Here is a 22165-nt window from a genome sequence, read left to right on the forward strand (position 1 = left end):
CAGAAACTGGATAGGCGGCGACACTCCCCAATGAAGCGCTCACACGAAGCGCGGACGCTCAAAAATCAAGCCGGGGAGGCTATGATGCCGACTGCTTATGCCAGGCCCACCACGACCGCGGTCGATGAGACAAGAAGTGAACGGATCTCCGCGGACCCCGCGTTCCTGGAACTTGTACGGCGACGTGACAGGCTGGGCTTCGTGGTCGTCGGATCGATCGTCGTCATCTACTTCGGCTACATCCTGCTCCTGGCATTTGCGCCTGGATTGATGTGCAGCCATGTGACGACGACGATCACCGCAGGCTTCCCACTCGGTCTTGGGGTGCTGATCGCGACGTTCCTGCTCGTCGCGTTCTACGTTTGGCGGTCCAGGACGATCCTCGACCGGATGTCCGACGAGATCGTAAACAGGAGCGCACCGTGAACAGCCTCCTGCTCCTGTGCCGGCGCTCGGCAATCATGTGGTTGACCGCCGGAGTAGCCATCGCGGCTCCTGCCGTAGCCTGGGCCGCTACACCCACTGTTGCAGTGCACAAACAACCGCTCAACATCACGGCCATCGTGATGTTCCTGATTTTCGTGGCATTCACGCTGGGGATCACCTACTGGGCCGCGCGGCGCACTCGCACGGCCAGCGACTTCTACACCGCCGGCGGTGGGATTACCGGGTTCCAGAACGGCATGGCCATCACCGGCGACTACGTGTCCGCGGCATCCTTCCTCGGTATTTCTGCACTGGTGTATCTGAGCGGTTATGATGGTCTGATCTATTCGATCGGATTTCTCGTCGGCTGGCCGATCGTCGTGGCACTGCTCGCCGACAGGCTCAGAAATCTCGGCCGGTATACCTTCGCCGACGCCGTTTCATACCGGCTCGACGCGGGCCCGGTGCGGACCGTTGCTGCTGTCAACTCGCTCACCGTCGTACTGTTCTATCTCATCGCGCAAATGGTCGGCGCGGGGGCATTGATTCAGACGCTGTTCGGCCTCCCCTACAACTATGCCGAGATCGTCGTCGGTATCCTGATGATCCTGTACGTGACGTTCGGCGGAATGCTGGCGACGACCTGGGTCCAGATCATCAAGGCCGGCCTGATGCTGTTCGGGACGACCGTCCTCGTGCTATTGTCGCTGTCGCGGTTCGGCTTCAGTTTCGACAGGCTGTTTGCGGCCGCTGTCGGCATCCATCCGCTGCACGCGGCGATCATGGCACCTGCTGCACAGGTCGCACATCCGCTCTCCACGATCTCGCTCGGCATCGCCCTGATGTTCGGCACCGGCGGACTGCCGCATATTTTGATGCGGTTTTTTACTGTCCCGAATGCGCGTGCCGCCCGTTCGTCGATCCTGTGGGCGACGGGCCTGATCGGCTACTTCTACGTGATGACGTCGATCATCGGGTTCGGCGCGATCGCCCTCGTATCGAGCGATCCGTCCTATCTCGATGCAGCTGGAAAGCTGCGTGGCACGACCACGATGGCGGCACTCCACCTGGCACATGCGGTCGGCGGAAACCTGATGTTCGGCTTCATGTCGGCAGTTGCCTTCGCGACCATCTTGGCGGTGGTCGCCGGTCTGACGATCGCCGGCGCGAGCGCAGTCAGTCACGATCTCTATGCCAGCGTCCTTCGACAAGGGCGTGCGAACGAGCAGACGGAAAGGCGTGTGACCAGGGTCACAACGCTTGCGATCGGTCTCGTCGCGGTGATCCTCGGGATCATCTTCGAGGGCCAGAACGTCGCCTTCCTGGTTGGCCTGGCATTCGCCGTCGCTGCGAGCGCAAATTTCCCGGTGCTGCTGATGTCGATGTATTGGCGCAAGTTCACGACGCGCGGAGCGGTCGTGGGTGGGTGGCTAGGCCTGGTCAGTTCCGTCGGACTGACGATCCTCAGCAAGACGGTGTGGGTCAACATCCTGCATTTTCCTCACGCCATCTTCCCGCTCGATAGTCCGGCACTCTTTTCGCTGCCGCTCGGCTTCCTGGGATGCTGGCTGGGTTCAATCAGTGAGAACGGTCCACGTGCACTGGCGGAACGGGCACGATTCAACGAGCAATTCGTACGTTCGCAGACCGGCATAGGCGCGGCGGGGAGCGCCAGCCATTAGACGTGGGTCATCGCCCGATTGAGGATTGCGATACAGTTGATCTTTTCAGCAAGGTGCAAGGCCACGTGCCTTGCTAACCAAGTGACGATTCATCGCGGGCGAGAGCTTCCAGCTGGGCAAGCACAGACTCGTCGCGAATCAGATGGTCTTGGACAAGCATCAGGAGGTCGTCGACTATCATGTGCAATCGGACATCGTCGTGCAGCGCCAGGATGATGCGCGGTGGCTTCGGTTTGTCCGGAGGTGACCGGAGCGAAAGCACCAACTGGCGGTGGTCCGGGAGAACAAGTATCTCCCCGCTACCCAAGTGGATTTGATAGTCGTGGCGGCGGCCATGGACAATCGCGTGTTGTTCGCGGAGCTCAACGGTCCCAGTTGGCACTAGACTTGGCAATATCGTCTCCAGGACCTCTCGGCGGGTGCGAGCCACACCGCCGAAATGCGGCTCGCTCGGAAGAGGAATTTCCCCGAGCCCCGACTGGCGGCGCCACTCGCCGATCTCGGGGATGAACCGCAGATCCTCCGGTCCAACGTCGAGCGTGGTGGCGGCGACGCTGATCAGCAGGTCGATATCGCGCATGACCTCGGAGAAGACCACGGGGTCGACGTCGCCCAGCCGCACCGGTGTATCCGTGATGTGCAATTTGCGCGCACCGTCGTATCGCCAATTGCCGCGATCCTCGACCACACGGAATTGGACGCGGTCGGTGACGACGTGCGTGAAGCCTCGACCGCTCCGCCCAAGCTCGATGGCTCCCACGCCGGCGGTACGCAATTCAGCGCAGACCCCGAAGCCTGGGATCACCAGCATCCAGGGTTCACCCTCGCTGGAGGGAATATGGTGTACCAGGGTTCGGACCCTCCAGCCACGCGGCTGCGCCAGTTCGATCGCCTGGAACTGATGCAGGACACGGAATGCATAGCGGCGGCTATCCGGGGAGCTTTGGAGTTCGGCCTGGGTAACGACGTAGGTCTCGCGCCACGCCTGGCGGATTGGCTGCATGATCCCGAGGCGGGTGAGCGTCCGGCGCCACCGGGCCGCCAGGCTGCTGCCCGTCGCGTGGATCGGGTGCCACAGGCGCAGTACGGCGGCAGGATCGAGCGGCGGAGACGGCTCTCCGTCCGGGTCTATGACACTTCCATTATTTGCGAACATGCAGGTCCGGGTTGCATCGTTTGCGGTGGTCTCGGTCCAAATCTGCCGTCGCGCAAGCCAACCCAGCATCCCGTGATCGAGCCACCGCTCCTGAAAAGCCGCCGCTGACCAATTTTGCTTCGTCAACCACGACCGTTCCAGCCTCAGGCGGTGTTGCCTCATCTCCTCCGAGATCAACTTCGCATCCAACCGGAGCTTCCGGAGCACGCTCAAACACTTCGCGTCCTTCTGGATCGGAGATGGGAGTTTGCGGCAAGGCGTCCCGGTCGGGCTCTCATAATGAATCTTGCCTTGGCCTGATCCCGCGATCGTCAATACCGCCATAATCTCATCCGACACATGCTCCTGCCGGCCGAAAACGCCGATCAGTCCATGGTCCGGGGCTACGATCTCCTCCGCCTCGACCGTCGTCAGCCCGGATACCGCCGCCGCGTTTGCCATGGCGGCATCAAGTCGATTCAACATGGTCGTATGCCGTGTTCGCGTACGAAGTCGGGTCAGCCCGCGGATTGCCTCGTGTGTGCCGATCAATCCAATCGTCATTACCAGGCGGTTGAACGTCGTGACATCTTGTTCCGCCAACGCCTGTGAGCTCAGCACGAGCAGCCACTGGACGTCCTCCGCATGACATGCGGCAGCGATCGTCCAAAGACAGCCTGCCAATATGTCCGCGGAAATTTCGGGCACGATTAGCGGACCGCAGCAACCTTTCGATTTAACAACCGGTATCAATGGTTCGACTGTCCGAGGTCGAATGTGATCGTCCGCGCCAAAACGCATTGTGCCGGTGTCCGGCGGCTGACCATAGTGAAATGTGAAGCGCCAAGGGTGCCCTAGGATGCCCATAGCCGCCTCGTGAATCGACCCGGTCGTCTGAACCAGATCTGCAACGAACCCGGCAAAATGAGGTAGAACCGCAGCGCGATAAAGTTTTGGGGCCCTAAGGAAACCACCATACGTCTTTTCGATCTGAGTGTGCTGGCCTCTCTCTTGGACAAAGGATCTCGCGAACTTCAGGTAGCGCTGTCCATCGGGTTCGCCCAATGCCATCGCCAATCGTGCCAGCGTCTTTTTTGAAGGATGTGGTGCATCCGGAACCTGAAAGAAGTCGAGCAATGGATCCATAACGTCAACCGGAGTCGATACATCACGCCGCAGAACAACCTCGCAATACAGGCAAGGAAATTCCGATGATGTTTGCCTTGCATATACTAGGCTTTGGTCGAACCACTTCTCATCTGGAAGACTGCACAGGTTTTTGGAGAATGCATTAAAATATGCCGCCATATCGTTCCGCTTATGCATTCCAGCGTAAGATGGCGATTCGAACATTCGGCTGCTTTCTGGAAATATGCGGGAAGTCGCAAACCCGAGCGCGTGCGTAGTACTTTCTTTTGCAAAGTTTGTGAACCAGATGGGCGGCCGGGGAAGGCTGCTGAGTTCGAGAAGTTCGGGCATCATGCATGCCTGTAATGGCATGTGATACCGGGTCATATTATCAAGGAGCGGTTGCCGGGTGATATTGTACAGCGCTGCGATGCGCGACTTATACTGCTCTATCCAGGCTATTTCGATCTGGTAGAAAATGTTGGTTGAGACCTTCTCCATCTCCACCATCCAGTGAACAAGCTGGCGCTCATATATTCCGATCTCTACAAGGACCATCCGCGCAACTGCGAAATCAGGATCAAGGGTATCACCTTGCGTCAATACAGATACTCCGACTCTGTCCGAGTTTCAGAGGAGGCGTTCGGGTATAACGGTGGCGGATCACCTGTTACGATGGGTCGTTGTAGCTTTATATCCGAGAAAAAGCTCTGGAAGTTTAGAACTTTTCAGCCACCCCAGCACACCGGACATGCTCCTCGTCTCATGAACCCAGCTTTAGAGTTTCGCCGCGATGTCGTTTGAGGGAAGTGGGGCCGACGTCTGAAGCCGATCAGCAGGGAGAACGTCACGCGTGTGACGGTCGTGAACGCGCAGAGCCCGGTGCGTGCTATTTCCGCGCTGTGCGCCTATCAGATAGAACCGCGCGCGGACAACCGCGCGCGGTAGGAATCCAGGATCACCGCCAGGATAATCACCAGCCCAGTAACGATCTGGCGCACAAAGTCAGTAACCCCCATAAGGATCAACCCATTGGCCAACACGCCGATGATGGCCGCGCCGAGCAGCGTGCCAACCAGCGAGCCGCGTCCGCCGGACAGGCTAGTGCCGCCGATGATCACCGCGGCGATCGCGTTCAGCTCGAAGCCGATGCCCAGGATCGGGTTGGCGATGGTCAGGCGGGTCATGTAGACGATCGCGGCGATGCCGACGCACAGGCCGGTCACGGTGAAGGCCAGTACCTTGGTGGTGAACGGGCGATGTCCGGAGAGCCTGACGGCTTCCTCGTTGTTGCCGATCGCGTAGATCATCCGGCCGAACACGGTGCGGGTCAGCACCACCCAGCCGATGCCCAGCAGCACCAGCGCCAGCACGAAAATCACCGGCAGGCCGAGGATGCTGGCGGTGCCGAAGGCGTTGAAGCTGTCGGGGAAGTCGTAGATCGTGCGGGCGTTGGTCACCTCGAGCGCGGCGCCGCGCGCGACGTTCAGCATGCCGAGCGTCACGATGAAGGCCGGCACCCCCCAGAACGACGAGATAAAGCCGTTCAGCCCGCCGCAGATCATGCCGACCACCAGGCTGGCCAGGATGCCGAGACTGATCGCCTCGGGGTCCGACAGAAAGTCCAGCTTCAGGACGGTGCCGGCCACCACCGCGCACAGCGCCATGACCGCGCCGACCGACAGGTCGATCCCGCCGATCAGGATCGCGAAGGTCATGCCGGTGGCCAGGATCAGGTTGATGGTGATCTGCGTGAGGATGTTGGAAATGTTTTCGTGCGTGGTGAAGGACGGCGCCACGGCGGCGAAGAACACGATCATCGCCAACAGGGCGAGCCCGATGCCCGCCTCGCGCAGCACCGTGCGGGCGATGGCGTTGGCGCCGGGTCGGGCCGGGGTCTCGGGGGATGCGGTCGGTGGCAAGGATGCGGACATGTCGGGTTCAGGCTTCCTGGGCAGGCTGGCCGGCGTCTGACACCGGCTGCAAGAACTCGCTGTAGGCAAGGGAAAGGATGCGTTCTTCGCTGAAATCCTCTCGTGCCACCTCGCCGGCGAAATGGCCGCGCGACAGCACCAGGATGCGGTCGCACAGATGCATCAGCTCCGGCAGCTCGGACGAGACCACCAGGATGGCGCGGCCCTCGGCAGCGAGACGGCCGAGCAGCGCGTAGATCTCGGCCTTGGCGCCGACATCGATGCCGCGCGTCGGCTCGTCCAGCATCAGCACGCGGGCTTCGCCGAACAGCCACTTGGCCAGCACGATCTTCTGCTGGTTGCCGCCGGACAACTGAATCACCGGCTGCTCGGGGCCGCTCAGGCGCGTGCCGAGCTCAGTCGCCAGCCGCACGGAGGCGTCGCGCTCGACGGTCGGACGCAGGAAGCCGGCGGTCGATACCTTGTCGAGACGGGCCAGCGTGGTGTTCACCCGCGCCGCCATCGGCAGCACCAGCCCCTCGCCCTTGCGGTCCTCGGTCAGCAGGCAGATGCCGTGGCGGGTGGCGTCGCTCGGGCTGCGGATCGCGACCTCGCTGCCGTTTCGGAAGATGCGGCCACCGAGCCGGCGGTCGGCGCCGAAGATCGCCCGCACCGCCTCGGTCCGGCCGGCACCGACCAGGCCGGCCAGGCCGATGATCTCGCCGTAGCGGAGGCTGAAATCGATGCCGGGGCCCGGAGGCGCGCCGAGCGGACGCAGATGCTCGATGCGCAAAGCCTCGGCGCCGAGGGCAGCGCCGCCGATCGGAGCTTGGGCGGCGAGCGTGCGGCCGATCATCTGCCGCACCAGCTCGCCGGGATTGGTCTCGGCGGTGCGGCTGGTGCCGACCTTGCGGCCATTGCGCAGGATGGTGACGCGATCGCACAGCGAAAAGATCTCGCCCAGATGATGCGAGACGTAGATCAGCGTCATGCCCTCCGCCTTGAGCGCATGGATCTGCTCGAACAGGCGCCCGGCCTCGCGCGGGGTGAGCGTCGCGGTCGGTTCGTCGAGCACCAGCACCCGGCCGCGGGTGGACAAGGCGCGGGCGATCTCGACCAGCTGCATCTGGGCTATGCCGAGGCGCTCGACCTTCAGGCGCGGCGAGATCTCGTTCAGCCCGACCCGCGCCAGCAGCGCCTCGGCCTCGCTTTCCAGCCGGCCACGATCGACGAAACCGAAGCGGTTGCGGGGCAGATGCTCGAACAGCAGGTTCTCGGCCACCGAGAGCGCCGGCAGCAGGTTGAACTCCTGGTGCACCACACGGATACCGGCGCGGATCGCGTCGATCGGGGCCTGCGGGGCGTAGGGCTTGCCCTCCAGCGTGATCGAGCCGGCGTCGGGCCGGTGAATGCCGGCGAGCAGGCGGATCAGGCTCGACTTGCCGGCGCCATTCTCGCCGGCGAGCGCGTGCATCTCGCCGGCCTCGATCTCCAGGTCGACACCGTCCAGCGCGACCACGCCCGGAAAGCGCTTGGTCACGCCCTCCAGGCGCAGGATAGTGGACACTGGCTCAGCCGGCGGACTGGCCGGTGATCAGCTTGACCGGGGTCTTGATCCAGCCGGTCAGGTGCTGGCCGGCGATCTCCTTCATCGCGTTGTCGATGCCCATCGCGGCGAGCTGGGCGCCGAACTGGTCGACGGTCGCCAGCACCTTGCCGTCCTTGAGCAGTGGCTGGATCGCCGGGATGTTGTCGAAGCTGACCACCTTGATCTGGCCCGGCTTGCCGGCGGCGTCGATCGCCTTGACCACGCCAAGCGCCATAGAATCGTTGGCGGCCATGACGCCCTGGATGTCCTGGTGCGCGGTCAGCATGTTGGTGAAGACGGTGTTGGCTTCCTCGGTCTCCCAGTGGCCGGTGCGGCTGTCGATCAGCATCAGGCCGCCGGCGGCGATCGCGTCGGTGAAGCCGAGCTTGCGCTGCACGCCGTTCTCGGCGCCCGGATTGCCCTCGATGATCACCACCTTGCCGCCACGCCCGAGCGCCTTGGCGAGCACGTCGCCGGACAGGCGGGCGCCGGCACGGTTGTCCGGACCGACGAAGGCGATGTCCACGTGGTGCTTGCGCATCGAGGCGGGGTCGAACGCCACGTCGATGTTGATGATCTTGATGCCGGCCTTCATGGCGCGGACGATCGGCGACAGCAGCGCCCGGCTGTCGGCCGGGGCGATGACGATGGCATCGACCTTGCGGGTGATCAGGTTCTCGACCGCGGCGATCTGGCCGTCGATGTCGGTCTCGGACTGGATGCCGACCGGGATCAGGGTGAGGTCGCCACGCTCCTGCGCATGTTTGACGGCGCCTTCCTGCATGTCCTTGAAGAACTCGTTGGCGAGAGACTTCATGACCAGGCCGATGACCGGCTTGTGGCTGCCCTGCGCCCATGCGAAGCGAGGCGCAATGCCGATAGAGCCCGCGGCCGCGCATGCGGCCAGGAATGTCCGACGATCCATGTGATGTTCCCCCTTTTAGAGTCGGAGGTTGTTGTTCCTCCGTTTTGCGGGAGCGTAACGGCCTGCGGAGGCGGGCGAAAGGGGGCCTCTCATCGAGGCCGCTCCTCCCCGCGGCAGGGTCACAATCGCAGTGTACGAGACTTGTCGAAGAAACGGATACTACAGCTAGGCTAATCAAACGGCCTATATTTGCGCAATAACTCAAATATTACGCCTTTTCCGTTCAGTCGGCGTATGCTCTGCACTCGAAGGTTGGCTGGTAGGATCGAGAACGCCCGGAATGATCGAAGCCTTTGTCCACGAATATGATCTGCGTCTGGTTGCGCTAGCCGTCGTCATCTGCATCCTGGCCTGTTTCACCAGCCTCAAACTCATCTTGCGTGGACAAGCTACGGACGGAATTCCGTGGGGCTGGCTCGCCGCCGCGGCGTCCGTGTTCGGCTGCGGGGTATGGTCGCTGCACTTCATCGCGATGCTGGCCTACATGCCGGGCATGGTGATGGACTACGCGATCCGTCCGACGATCGTTTCGATTATTATCGCGATCGCAGGCACGTTCGCAGCGCTGCTGGTCTGGCAATCGACCAGGATAAAGTTCACGGGAGTCTGGTTCGGCGGGATCCTGCTAAGTCTGAGCGTCGCGGGGATGCATTATTGCGGCGTGGCAGCGGTGCAGGTATCGGACGGCATCCGATACGACCGCGCACTCGTGTTCGTGTCGATCATCGTCAGCACCGCCTTCGCACTTCTTGCTTTCGCGCGCGGAAGCGGACTGAGCCTGCTCACGCGACGCATCGAGATCACCGGCTGGCTCGTTATGTGCGTGTGCAGCGTGCACTTCATCGGAATGAGTGCCGTGACCATCGACGCACGCGACCCGATGTCCCTGCCCCGCGGCGTGCTGGGGACGGGCGCGCTCGCCGTTGCCGTCGGTTCGGTCAGTCTGGCGATCCTCGTGGTGAGCCTCGCCGCCACCCTCATGGAACAACATCTGCTGCAGCGCTCGGTGCTCGAACTCAGGCGAATGCAGCTGATGAGCGACATCTCCCATGAGATCCTGATCATCCAGAGAAAGGGGCTGATCCTCCAGGTCAACGAGGCCGGAGGCCGGTTGTTCGGGACCACGCCGGCAGACATGGTCGGGGGTCGGGTGAGCGACCTGGTGTCGATCGCGGATCATGCGATCGTGGAGCAGTACCTCAAGTCCGGGCCGGATCACCTGAAGCCGCAATCGATCCACGTGCGAGCCGCGGCCGGCCACCAGACCCCGGTTGAGCTAGCCGGCAGCACGATCGACTATGAGGGACGCCCGGCGATCCTGATGGCGATCCGCGACATGTCCGACCGGACCCGCGACGAGGCCAGGATCAGGCATCTCGCCCACCATGACGCGCTGACCGACCTGCCCAACCGCTTCCTCTTGCGCGAGCGCCTGACCTACGCAATCGATGCGGCGGCGAGGTCGCGCAGCAGGGTGGCGTTGCTGCAGCTCAACCTGGACCGGCTCAAGCCGGTGAACGAACTGCTCGGGCACATTGCCGGAGACGCGCTGCTGATCCAGGTCGCCCAGCGCATCCGCGCCGAACTCGATCCGACCGACACGCTCGCGCGGATCGGCGGCGACGAGTTCGCAATCGTCATGACGGCGGACCAGGTCGAACAGGTTGCCGGCCTGGCGGCTCGTGTGCTCGATACGATCGCGCAGCCTTTCGACCTCGATGGCAACCGGGTCAACATCGGGACGTCGATCGGGATCTCGCTGTTTCCCGACGATGGCGGGATTACCGAGACCCTGGTTCAGGCCGCGAATACCGCGCTGGATCGCGTCAAGGAAGAACGGGGCAATGCCTTCCGTTTCTTCGAAGCGCGGATGAACGAACATCTGCATGCCCGGCGCCAACTGGAACAGGATCTGCGCTATGCTGTCGAGCGTGGCCAACTCGAGCTCTACTACCAGCCACTCTTCAGTTGCTCGACAAACCTTGTGGAAGGGTTCGAGGCGCTGCTGCGCTGGAATCATCCCGCGCGCGGGATGGTGCCGCCGCTGGAGTTCATGCCGCTGGCGGAGGCGACCGGGCTGATCGACAGGATCGGGCATTGGGTGATCGAGACCGCCTGCGCGACCGCGGCCGGCTGGCAGCGTCCGCTTCGGATCGCAGTGAATGTCTCGCCGTCGCAGTTCAGGCGGGCCGGACTGGCCGAGACTGTCGCCGCGACGCTGGCGCGCGCCGGGCTGGCTCCGGACCGGCTGGAAATCGAGATCACCGAAAGTGTGCTGATGGAGCACACCGCCATCGCGCTCGATCTTCTCGGAGCACTCCGCGGCCAGGGCGTGCATATCGTGCTCGATGATTTCGGCACCGGCTATTCGAGCCTGAGCTATCTTCGCTCGTTTCGCTTCGACAAGCTCAAGATCGACAAATCGTTCGTCCAGGCACTCGGCAACAACGAGGATGCCACGATGATCGTTCGCACGATCATCGGGCTCGCGCATAATCTCGGCCTTTCGGTCGTTGCGGAGGGCGTCGAAAACCCGCGGCAGCTCGCGATCATCGGCGCTCATCTCTGCGATCAGGTACAGGGCTATCTGCTCGGCCGACCGATGCCGGTCGACAAGCTGGCGGCGTTCACCGATCAGGCTGCCGCCCTGCCCTCACGATCCATACAGACGCTGACCCCGACAGCGACGTTGGCCCACAGCGCGAGGCGCCACGACCGGACCAAGCCTGAGCATCATCCGATCGTTTCGCTCTCTCGATCGGATAAAGATGTTCGTTAAGACAAACCTCCAGGCCGGTGGCAGGCTTAGAGGTCGGCTACCTTTACAAGCAGCTTGCCGAAATTCCTGCCGGTCAGCTGTCCACGCAGGGCTGCGGGCGCGTTGTCTAGACCGTCGACGATCTCCTCGCAGTAACGCAGTTCTCCGGACGCGACGAGCGGTGCGGCCAGCGTCCGCCATTCGGCAAACCGGCCTGGCTTGTCACCGACGATGAAGCCCTCGAACCGGGCCCGCTTGTAGAGCAGCAGGTTGAGGTTGAGGACCGGCCGGGGATCGGGGTCGTCATACTGCGCGACCAGGCCGCAGACGGGAACGCGCGCGTGCGTGTTGAGGCGCTTCAGGATAGCCGCCTGCACGGCGCCACCCACATTCTCGAAATAGACATCGACGCCGTCGGGGCAGGCCTCGTCGAGTTGCGCATCCAGGTCGCCCCGATGATTGAGGCATGCGTCGAAGCGGGCTGTTTCCGTGACCCATCGGCATTTCTCCGGGCCGCCGGCGATGCCGATGACGCGGGCGCCTGCCCGGCGCGCGATCTGGCCGGCCGTGGCGCCGACGGGACCGCAGGCCGCGGAAACCACGACCGTCTCGCCCGGTTTTGGCTGGCCGATATCCTTCATGCCCGAGTAGGCCGTCGTTCCCGGCATCCCCAGGACGCCTAGGTAGGTCGAGAGCGGTGCGCCGTCACGCGGAACCCGGGTCAGACCGTCGCCACCGGACAGGATATGCGTCTCCCAGCCGAACGCGCCCGCGACGATATCGCCCGGCGCGAAGTTCGGGTGCGCGGATGCGACCACCTCGCCGATCGTCTCGCCGGTCATCACCGAACCCAGTGGAGTGCCGGTCGTGTATGTGGCGCCCTCGTTGAGACGGCCGCGCATGTAGGGGTCGATCGACAGCCAGAGCGTCCGGGTCAGCACTTCTCCAGGACCGGGGTCGGGGATGGTGCTGCTTCGAACGATGAACGTGTCGTCGGTGATCGCTCCGGCCGGCCGCTTCGCGAAGATGATGGACTGCCGGACCGACTGCGTCATGATCGTTTCCTCGGGGCTTACGCGCTCGCTGGAGCTGAGACATGGACGTCGTAATCCCGTTATCCAAGTGACGGGCCTGGGAGACTTCCTGCCGGTCGGGTGTCACGGTCACCCGATGCCGTTCGCGTCGTGACTCTTCGGTCGCGCGAGCCCCTGGCCGAACGCCTAGCTGATGAACATGCCGGCGATGGTGGCGCTCATCAGGTTGGAGAGGGTGCCGGCGAGCACGGCGCGCAGGCCCATGCGGGCGACTTCGGCACGTCGTCCCGGGGCGACGCTGCCGTAGCCGGCCAGCAGGATGCCGATCGAGGAGAAGTTGGCGAAGCCGCACAAGGCGAACGAGGCGATCGCGATCGCGCGGGTCGAAAATTCATGGGCGCGGATCATCGGCGAGAGATGCACGTAGGCGACGAACTCGTTGAACACGAGTTTCTGGCCGATGATCCCGCCGATCGGCCTGGCCTCGTGCCATGGAACGCCGATCATCCAGGCGAGTGGTGCGAACAGCGTGCCGAGCATGAGCTCGAGCGACAGTCCCGGATGGCCGAACCAGCTGCCTGCAAGTCCGATCAGCCCGTTCAGGCAGGCGATCAGGCCGATGAAGGCAATCAGCATCGCGCCGACTGCAACGGCCACGTGCACGCCGTTGGTGGTGCCGATGGCGATCGCCTCGAACACGTTGGCGGGGCGCTCGGCGTCGAACGACACGTTCAACTCGGTGATCCGCGACGGCTCGGTGGTCGGGACCAGCAGCTTGGCGAACAGCAGGCCGCCCGGAATGGCCATGACCGAGGCGGCAAGCAGGTATTCCATCGGCACGCCGAGGCCGGCATAGCCCGCGAGCACCGACCCGGCGACCGAGGCGGTGCCGCTCGACATCACAGCGAACAGCTCGGCGCGGGTGAGCAGCGGCACATAGGGCTTGAGCGCGATCGGCATCTCGCTCTGGCCCAGGAAGATGGTGGTGACCGCGGAGAAGCTTTCCACCCGCGACGTGCCGATCACCAGCCTGACCGCGCCGCCCAGGATGCGTGCCAGGGCCTGCATGATTCCGAAATAATACAGCAGCGCGATCAGGGCCGAGATGTAGATGATCTGCGGCAGCACACGGAGGCCGAACACGAAGCCGCCGTTGGGAAACAGCGTATCCATCCGGGGCGAGACGAGGCCGCCGAACACGAAGGAGATACCCTCGCTGCCATAGCCGAGCACTGCGTTGACCGCATTCGAGGCAACGTGCAGCACCGCGCGCCCGACCGGGACGAACAGGATCAGCGCCCCGAGGGCCATTTGGCAGCCGAGTGCGGCCAGCACCACGCGCGGCTGGATGCGCCGCCGGTTGGTGGAGAACAGGATGCCGACGGCGATCAGCAGCACGATCCCCGGCAGGCCGCGCAGGATGGTTTCAAGCAACCTCGGTTTCTCCAATCGCGCAGCCGGCCAGCACCATGCGCAGGATCATCGTTACGGCCGCCTCGTAATCATCCGGACGCAGACCGCTGCCGCGGCCGAGCACCGCCTCCATCTGCGGACTGAAATCGGCGTAGCTCTGGGTCATCGCCCAGATGCAGAACAGCAAATGCGGCGCCGAAACCGGCTGCATCAATCCCGCCTGGGCCCAGTATGCGAACACCTGCTCCATGCGCTGTACATGGGCGCGCAGATTGAAGCCGAGAAAGTGCCGGATCTGGTGGCCGCCCGCGAGCAGTTCGCCGGCGAAGATGCGCGATGCGTCGGCGCGGGCACGGGTCCAGGCCATCTTGGCGCGGATATAGCCAGTCAGTCCCTCGGAGGGCGTGCGTCCGGTCACGATCCAGATGTCGGCATCGCCGAGCCAGGTCGAGAGGATGTCCTCCAGTACGGCGCGGTAGAGCATGTCCTTGCTGCCGAAATAATAATGCAGGTTGGCCTTCGGCAGGCCGGCCGCATCGGCGATCGCCGCCATGGTGGTGCCGCCCAGCCCGTGCCGGGCGAACAGTTCCTCGGCGGCGCGCAGGATCTGGACCGTGCTGGTGCGGCGTGGAAGGCCCGGCGTCGCGGCATCGCGTGCCGGCGGGTCCGGCTGCTGACTGGTCGGTATGGTCATGGATGCCGCCCCGACCCCCGTCCTGGCTCCGTTCCTGGTCCTCGCTTGTCCGGCACAAGATGTCGGGACGCAAGGCCTGAATGTTGCATGAAGCGGTCATTGCGACGACCAATGGAGACGCTGGCCGTTAGGCCAGGCCCTGGTTCGCCATGCCCGAGGAAGCCCTGCCGATGCCTCACCCGGTCCCGCCACCGCTGCTGATCCGTGGCGGCACGATCCAGACCGCGGACACCACGTCGCGTGGCGACGTCCTGATCCGGGACGGCGTGATCGCGGCGATCGGTCGGGACCTCGAGGCGCCGACCGGAGTGGGGATCGTCGATGCGGGCGGGCTGCTGGTGATGCCGGGTGGGATCGATCCGCACACCCACATGGAAATGCCCTTCATGGGCGAGGTTTCCACCGACGATTTCCGGACCGGCACCGAGGCGGCCCTCTCCGGCGGCACCACGATGATCGTGGATTTTGCGATTCCGTCGCCTGGTGGTTCGCTGGTCGAGGCCTGGCGGGTCTGGTCCGAACGGGCGGCCAAGGCAGTTTGCGACTACAGCTTCCATGTGTGCGTGACGCATTGGTCGGACAGCGTGGCCGGGGAGATGGCGACCCTGGTGCGCGACCACGGGGTCAACAGCTTCAAGCATTTCATGGCGTACAAGGGTGCGCTGATGGTCGATGACGGCGTGCTGCTCGAGAGCGTGGGCCATGCGCTATCGCTCGGCGCCCTGTGCAACGTGCATGCCGAAAACGGCGATGCGGTCGCGCACTTGCAGAAGGCGCTGCTGGCGAGCGGAGTACGGGGCCCGGAGGGCCATGCGTTGTCGCGACCGCCCGCGGTCGAGGGCGAGGCGGCGCAACGCATCATCGCGATCGCCGATCTGCTCGGGGCGCCGATCTATATCGTGCATGTGTCGACCAAGGACGCGACCGACGCGATCGCCCGTGCCCGGGCCGGTGGCCAGCGGGTGTTCGGGGAGGTGCTGGCGCAGCATCTGGTGGTCGATGAGAGCGTGTATGCGTCGGGCGACTTCGGAAGCGTGGCAGCCCATGTCATGAGCCCGCCGTTCCGGCCGAAATCGCATCAGGCGGCGTTGTGGGCGGGGCTAGCTTCCGGGCAGTTGCAGACAACGGCGAGCGACCATTGCTGCTTCTGCGCGCCGCAGAAAGCCAAGGGCCGTGACGATTTCACGCTGATCCCGAACGGTACTGCCGGTGTCGAGGATCGCATGAGCGTGCTGTGGCATCACGGTGTCCGCACCGGACGTCTTACCCCGGCCGAATTCGTGTCGATCACCTCGACCAACACCGCAAAGATATTCAACATCCACCCGCGCAAGGGCGCCGTTTCGGTCGGTTCGGATGCGGATCTCGTACTGTGGGACCCGGACGGCAGCCGCACGATCTCGGCTCGCACCCATCACCAGCGGGTCGATTTTAATGTATACGAGGGCATGCAGGTGACCGGGCTGGCCCGCAGCACGATAACCGGTGGCCGGCTCGCATGGCACGACGGCGCGTTGCGCACGGTATCCGGGACCGGGCGCTACATATCCCGACCGCCGTTCGCACCGATTTGTTTCCCCGCAAGAGCCTAGAGAGTTTGTTCATGGACATGAGCCAGGCGACCCCGAACGATCTCGATGCGCTGTGGATGCCGTTCACCGCCAACCGTGCCTTCAAGCAGGCGCCGCGGCTGCTCGCCCGTGCGGAGGGCATGAGCTATTTCACCCCGGAGGGACGCGAGGTGCTCGACGGCACCGCCGGGCTCTGGTGCGTCAATGCCGGGCACGGACGGCGGCAGATCGTCGAGGCAATCCAGAAGACCGCGGCCTCGCTCGATTTCGCACCGGGATTCCAGATGGGGCATCCGCTGATGTTCCAGGCGGCGTCGAGGCTGGCGCAGATCACGCCGGCTGGGCTGGACCGGATATTCTTCACCAACTCGGGCTCGGAAAGCGCCGACACCGCGCTCAAGATCGCGCTGGCGTATCACCGGTCGCGTGGACAGGCACAGCGGATCAAGCTGATCGGCCGCGAGCGCGGATATCACGGGATCAATTTCGGCGGGCTTTCGGTCGGCGGCATCGGCGCCAACAAGAAGCAGTTCGGTCCGCTGCTGGGCAATGTCGACCATCTGCCGCACACGCACATGCAGTCGAACCTGTTCACCAGAGGGCAGCCCGAGCATGGGTTCGAACTGGCCGATGCGGTCGAGGACATGGTCCAGTTGCATGGTGCGGATACCATTGCCGCAGTGATCGTCGAGCCGGTCGCGGGGTCGACCGGCATACTCGTACCGCCGAAGGGCTATCTCGAGCGGCTGCGGGCCTTGTGCGACAAGCATGGCATCCTGCTGATCTTCGACGAGGTGATCACCGGGTTCGGTCGCATGGGAGCGAACTTCGCGGCGGATCTCTACAATGTCACGCCGGATATACTGACCATGGCGAAGGGGCTGACCAACGCTGCGGTGCCGATGGGCGCCGTCGCGGTCAGCAACGAGATCTATACCCAGGTGGTGGAGAATGCGGCGCCGGGGATCGAGCTGTTCCATGGCTATACCTATTCGGGCCACCCCCTCGCCTGTGCGGCGGCGATCGCGACCATGGATATCCATCGCGACGAGGCGTTACCGGCGCGAGCCAAGGCCATCGAGCCGGAATGGCAAGAAGCGGTACATTCCTTGCGCGACCGGCCGAATGTGATGGATATCCGGAATGCCGGGTTGATTGCCGGCATCGAGCTGAGGCCGCGCAACGGCAAGCCAGCCGATCGGGCCGGGCGCATCATGCAGCGCTGCTTCGACGCGGGCGTGCTGATCCGCACGACCGGCGATATCGTGGCGCTCTCACCGCCGCTGATCATCGAGAGCAGCCATATCGACCGTATCGTGACCACGCTCGGCGAGGCGATTGCGGCGGAAGCGGCCTGATCCAGGATGTGGGTCGGCTCAGCGAGCCCAGCGCTAATAGTTCGCGATGTCGGGTGAGACCACGGCTATCTTTTAGCTAGAGCGTCGGCACGGTCGCCGTAGCACTCGATGTCAGCACCAGTGGCGGTGCACGGCAGCTTTTACCTTGCACAACTTGATGACAGACGTGGCCCTCCGAAACGGAGCCAGATGCACTTCCGCAAAGTCCTGGATTTTGGCGGATACTCATATTTATCTACGGACGATTTGCACGCGACAGCAGGTTGCACCGCCGACGAACCGGCGAAAGAAACGAGAGACGGATAACGATCTGCGCCTATCGCCTTTTACCAATGACTGCGGCTTAGCCAGTGATACCGCATGTTAGGATGATGAAAGCGCAAACAGACTCATGCAAGCTATGCGTTTTCGGCAAGTCTGTTCCGACTCCGATCGTGGCGTCAAGGTGATAACGAGCGTTGCCCGGCAAGCGACTGGAAGGAGATGCCTGCAAGGAGCCTCGAAATCCCTGATCTTGCAGACCGAAATTCAGGGCTCAAGCTAGCGCCCCGCCCTTGCCTTTCTAAAGTTTCGAACCTGTTCGGCGTCTGTTGCATTATTGTGCAACAAAGTGCTAACCGGTTTGTCAGACAAGTCGGGATAACCCTGATGTCTGTAATCGACCTGTACGTATGTGAATAAAATATGCCGCTCAAGAACGGCATCACGAAACTCCAGGAGTCGAACAATGAAGAGACCAGGCATCCGCTACGGGCTGATGGCGAGCGCCGCCATACTGTCGCTGGCGGCGATAGTATCGGGCGTCCCGGCCCGGGCAGGAACGACCAGAAATGGCGTGAAGATAAACGCGCTGTCTGGAACGAGTTCGTTCACCCCGATCCGGCCGCCAGCTGTGCCGTTGGTCACGAGAGCCCCCTACAACAACGTCTGGCTCGAGACCCCGACCGGACAGGCGGCGCACACCTGGCCCACGCACTGGAACGGCAACGTCAAGGCGATCACCGGTGTCGCGATGATCGACAACAAGCCGTATCTGTTCCTCGGCGCGCCGAACACGGCGGGACTGGGCACGATGACGCAATCGTCGCTCACCACGACGGCAACGCAGTCGAAATTCATCTTCCAGGCGGGCGGCGTATCGCTGACAGTCGATTTCTTCTCGCCGGTGGAAGCGAACGACCTAAAGCGGCTGTCGATGCCGCTCAGCGACATCCTGACGAGCGCACAGAGCAGTGACGGCATTACGCACACGGTGTCGGTCTATTACGACATCAGCGGCGAATGGGCGCACGGCACCACCACGTCGCTGATCGACTGGTTGCCTAAAAGCATCAATCGCAACAGCGACGGATCGACCACCGGCGGCACGCTGTCTGCGTGGGAGGTAACGCCGACCAGCCCGACGGTGTTCGAGCAGACCAACGACTATCCGTCCTGGGGGACGATGCTGTTCGCGACCCAGGCCAGCGGGACGCTGACGGTACAGTCCGGCGCCGACGTCACCGTCCGCGCGCAGTTCGCCAGTTTCGGCACGCTGATGGGAACCAACGATACCAACCAGCCGCGCGCAATCAACAATGCCTATCCGGTGTTCGCCTTCGCCAACGATTTCGGCAGGGTCGGCACCGCCACCACCGTGCCGTTCAAGCTAATCCTCGGGCATGTTCGCGATCCTGCAATCAACTTCCACGGCACTGCGGTCAGTTCGTTGTGGCGGCAATACTTCTCCAGCCAGGAGAGCATGCTGGCGTTTGCCTACAACGATTCCGCGGGAGCGGTGAGCCGCGCCGACACCCTCGATACCAAGCTGTCCAGCGCTGCGAAAAGCGCCGGCAATGCGCATTATGCGGCGATCACCGCCACCGTACTGCGACAGGCGTTCGCGAGCACCGAGCTGACCGGAACGACGGCAAATCCGCTGCTGTTCCTGGAGGAGATCTCATCGGACGACAATGTGCAGACGGTGGATATCATGTATCCGGCGATGCCGGCGTTTCTCTACATGAACCCGGAGCTGGTGCGTTATCTGATGGAGCCGGTGATCGAGTATTCCGAGTCCGGATACTGGCCCGAGACCTTTGCACCACACGATCTCGGCAGCACCTATCCGAACGCGACCGGCCATGACGATGGCGGCGGTGAGAACATGCCGGTCGAAGAAACCGCGAACATGCTGATCATGGCGGACGCCTATATGCAGCACACGACCCCGGCGAATGCCTCGGCGTATGCGCTGCAGCATTATCGCCAGTTCAAGCAGTGGGCCGACTACCTGCTGGCCTATCCGGCGCCGAATGCGACCGAGTTCCCCTATCCGAACGCGCTGGATCCGCAATACCAGAACCAGACCGACGACTTCACCGGCAGGATCGCGCATAGCGCGAACCTAGCGCTGAAGGGGATCGAGGCGGTCGGGGCGATGTCGCAGATCTCGTCCTATGCCGGCAAGCCGGACCAGTCCACGCACTATCGCACCCGCGCCGAGCAGATGATCAAGATTTGGGGCAAGCTGGCGCAGAACAGCGACAGCACGCACCTGCTGCTGCAATACAGGGAGGTTGCCAACTCGCAGAGCCCGGATACCACGACCGAGCCGGACAGCTATTGGAGCCTCAAATACAACGGCTATCCCGACAAGCTGCTCAGCCTGAACCTGATCCCGAAGAAAATCCTTGCCGAGGAAGCTGCCTGGTATCGGACGCAGGAGCATCCGACCGGTATCCAGCTCGATCCGCGGACGCTGGCGGACAACAACGTCGTGCATACCTTTACCAAGGCGGACTGGGAAATCTGGACCGCTGCCAGCACCAATGATGCAACGCTGGCGAAGGACATCTATGACGAGGTATATAACTACGCGAACACCACGCAGTCGGGTGAACCGTTCTCGGATTACTATGATCCGAACAGCACATATGTCAGCGGCTTCCGTGCAAGGCCGGCAATGGGTGGAGCGTTCGCGCCGCTGACGCTCACGTTGAAGACGGGAAAGGGTAGCGGCCTTTAATTCCGAAGTTCGTAGAAAGCTCTTATCGACCCCGGATGAGGTTTCTCATCTGGGGGCTTGATGCTCAGGTTCGACACCATGCATTGAAGCGCTGCCTGCATCCCCAGGAAACGCCGATCCTAGGCCCCGCCTGCATAGATGATGGTCTTTCAGGATCGCTTAGTTATCGACGTTTGCCGGCGTGCTTCACGAGCCTATACCTGCAGAGGACACCGGCATCGCGAGCTCGCAATCGTGCTCGGGCGGCGGGTCTTCGCACCAAAGCACGCAAAGGATCCGCCGTGAACGAGCCAGGGACGATCCCACCTCTCGACCGCCGGCATTTCATTGCTGCCGCCTCCACGTTCGGGCTGGCGGCGTTGATGGCCCGTGCTGCAGTCGGGCGCGAGCCCACACGTCGCGCCACCGCGGACGGGCTGGCCTATATCGGCTGCTATACGCCCGGTCCGGACACGCAAGGCACGGGCTCCGGGGTGGCGCTGGTGCGGATGGATCTGCGGACCGGCCGGCTCTCGCTGGTCAACACGACACCGATGCCAAACGCATCGTGGGTGGCACTTGATCGGTCACAACGCACGCTTTACGCGTTGAGTGAGGACGAGGTCTATCATGACCCGAAAGCCGGAAGCGTCACCGCGTATTCCATAGATCCGGGCGATCATTCGCTCCGGAAGATCAATACCGTCAGCTCCGGCAGTCCGGTACCCTGCTACATCAGTGTCCATCCCTCAGGCCGCTATGTGCTGGTAGCGAACTACGACGGTGGATCGATTTCCGTACTGCCCATCCTGCACGAGACTGGCGGCCTCGGTGCCGCGATCTACGAGCAGAGCGACCAGGCGCCGCTCAATCCGGCCCATGCAAGAAGCAATCCTCCCGGCAACAACGCGCTGTCGGACCATTCCGGGCCTCGCATGCACATGATCCGGGCCGACCCGAGCGGAAAATTCGTGGTTGCTGTCAATGCCGGGCTCGACCGGATCCTGGTCTGGTCTATCGACCTCTCGACCGGGCATCTGATTCCGGCGACGGCTCCGGCGATCAGCCTGGAGCCGGGCAGCGCGCCGCGCCACCTGGTATTCGGACGGAACGGCCGGATCCTCTACGTCATCTGCGAACAGGACGCTGTCGTACGGTCGTTCCACTTCGATCCTCAGACCGGCAGCCTGGTACCGTTCGAGGTAGTCGGGACGCTCCCCAAGGACTACGCCGGCAGCAATCTCTCGGCCGAAGTGGTGATCTCCCCGGGCGGTCGATTCCTTTACGTCACCCAGAGACTGCACGATGCCATCAGCGTGTTGCGGATCGCGGAGGATGGCAGGCTAGACCTGATCGACGAGACGTGGACACGGGGCGACTACCCACGCGGGTGTGCCATCGATCCGCACGGCCGTTTCCTGTTCGCCTGCAACCAAAAAGCCGACAACGTTACCAGCTTCCGGATCGATCCTGACACCGGGAAGCTGTCCTTCACCGGCGGCTACCTCCCGCTTGGTAGCCCGGTGACGATGAGTTTCCTGAGCTGATCGTCCC

14 protein-coding genes are annotated in these 22165 nt (G+C 63.2%); 7 read left to right on the forward strand and 7 right to left on the reverse strand.

Annotated features, from left to right (window positions below; genetic code table 11):
• Positions 1 to 81 precede the first annotated feature (81 nt).
• Both HN018_RS12430 and HN018_RS12435 read left to right on the forward strand, forming a co-directional pair.
• Complete coding sequence (locus tag HN018_RS12430) at positions 82 to 426, forward strand: DUF485 domain-containing protein (protein WP_171836380.1); 345 nt, start codon at positions 82 to 84, stop codon at positions 424 to 426.
• Positions 423 to 2108 carry a cation acetate symporter gene (locus tag HN018_RS12435; protein WP_456306996.1) on the forward strand — a complete coding sequence of 562 codons (1686 nt, stop codon included), beginning with the start codon at positions 423 to 425 and terminating at the stop codon, positions 2106 to 2108. Before HN018_RS12430 ends, HN018_RS12435 begins: the two co-directional genes overlap by 4 nt.
• Positions 2109 to 2181: 73 nt before the next feature.
• On the opposite strand, the gene HN018_RS12440 is transcribed toward HN018_RS12435, so the two are convergent.
• The 4 genes from HN018_RS12440 to HN018_RS12455 form a co-directional block, all read right to left on the reverse strand.
• Entirely contained in the window at positions 2182 to 4974 is a 2793-nt protein-coding gene (locus tag HN018_RS12440; RefSeq protein WP_171836379.1) for a DUF4132 domain-containing protein, read from the reverse strand.
• 308 nt (positions 4975 to 5282) lie between these two features.
• Positions 5283 to 6305, reverse strand: coding sequence for an ABC transporter permease (locus tag HN018_RS12445; RefSeq protein WP_171836378.1), 1023 nt, complete (start codon positions 6303 to 6305; stop codon positions 5283 to 5285).
• A 7-nt stretch (positions 6306 to 6312) separates the two neighbouring features.
• Positions 6313 to 7851: a sugar ABC transporter ATP-binding protein gene (locus HN018_RS12450; protein ID WP_171836377.1), complete on the reverse strand. Its 1539-nt coding sequence runs from the start codon at positions 7849 to 7851 to the stop codon at positions 6313 to 6315.
• Between the two features lie 4 nt (positions 7852 to 7855).
• Positions 7856 to 8797 (reverse strand): sugar ABC transporter substrate-binding protein, encoded by a 942-nt coding sequence (locus HN018_RS12455; RefSeq protein ID WP_171836376.1) that lies wholly within the window; start codon positions 8795 to 8797, stop codon positions 7856 to 7858.
• A 280-nt stretch (positions 8798 to 9077) separates the two neighbouring features.
• Here HN018_RS12455 and HN018_RS12460 point away from each other — a divergent pair, with 280 nt between their 5' ends.
• Positions 9078 to 11576 carry an EAL domain-containing protein gene (locus HN018_RS12460; protein WP_171836375.1) on the forward strand — a complete coding sequence of 833 codons (2499 nt, stop codon included), beginning with the start codon at positions 9078 to 9080 and terminating at the stop codon, positions 11574 to 11576.
• Positions 11577 to 11602: 26 nt separating this feature from the next.
• Here HN018_RS12460 and HN018_RS12465 read toward each other — a convergent pair whose 3' ends face one another.
• The 3 genes from HN018_RS12465 to HN018_RS12475 form a co-directional block, all read right to left on the reverse strand.
• Complete coding sequence (locus HN018_RS12465) at positions 11603 to 12610, reverse strand: NADP-dependent oxidoreductase (protein ID WP_171836374.1); 1008 nt, start codon at positions 12608 to 12610, stop codon at positions 11603 to 11605.
• A 165-nt stretch (positions 12611 to 12775) separates the two neighbouring features.
• Positions 12776 to 14023: a NupC/NupG family nucleoside CNT transporter gene (locus tag HN018_RS12470; protein WP_171836373.1), complete on the reverse strand. Its 1248-nt coding sequence runs from the start codon at positions 14021 to 14023 to the stop codon at positions 12776 to 12778.
• The gene (locus HN018_RS12475) at positions 14016 to 14696 is read right to left on the reverse strand and encodes a TetR/AcrR family transcriptional regulator (protein ID WP_171836372.1); all 681 of its coding nucleotides are present in this window, start codon (positions 14694 to 14696) and stop codon (positions 14016 to 14018) included. Before HN018_RS12475 ends, HN018_RS12470 begins: the two co-directional genes overlap by 8 nt.
• A 170-nt stretch (positions 14697 to 14866) precedes the next feature.
• On the opposite strand from HN018_RS12475, the gene hydA reads away from it, so the two are divergent.
• The 4 genes from hydA to HN018_RS12495 all read left to right on the forward strand — a co-directional run bounded on the left by hydA (position 14867) and on the right by HN018_RS12495 (position 22158).
• Complete coding sequence (gene hydA / locus HN018_RS12480; protein WP_171836371.1) at positions 14867 to 16288, forward strand: dihydropyrimidinase; 1422 nt, start codon at positions 14867 to 14869, stop codon at positions 16286 to 16288.
• Between the two features lie 11 nt (positions 16289 to 16299).
• Entirely contained in the window at positions 16300 to 17625 is a 1326-nt protein-coding gene (locus HN018_RS12485; RefSeq protein WP_171836370.1) for an aspartate aminotransferase family protein, read from the forward strand.
• Between the two features lie 727 nt (positions 17626 to 18352).
• Complete coding sequence (locus HN018_RS12490) at positions 18353 to 20632, forward strand: glutaminase family protein (RefSeq protein WP_171836369.1); 2280 nt, start codon at positions 18353 to 18355, stop codon at positions 20630 to 20632.
• Between the two features lie 281 nt (positions 20633 to 20913).
• Positions 20914 to 22158 carry a lactonase family protein gene (locus HN018_RS12495; RefSeq protein WP_171836368.1) on the forward strand — a complete coding sequence of 415 codons (1245 nt, stop codon included), beginning with the start codon at positions 20914 to 20916 and terminating at the stop codon, positions 22156 to 22158.
• The last annotated feature ends 7 nt before the right edge of the window (positions 22159 to 22165 follow it).

Origin of the sequence: Lichenicola cladoniae, assembly GCF_013201075.1 — a bacterium.
In the GTDB taxonomy this organism is placed as follows: domain Bacteria; phylum Pseudomonadota; class Alphaproteobacteria; order Acetobacterales; family Acetobacteraceae; genus Lichenicola; species Lichenicola cladoniae.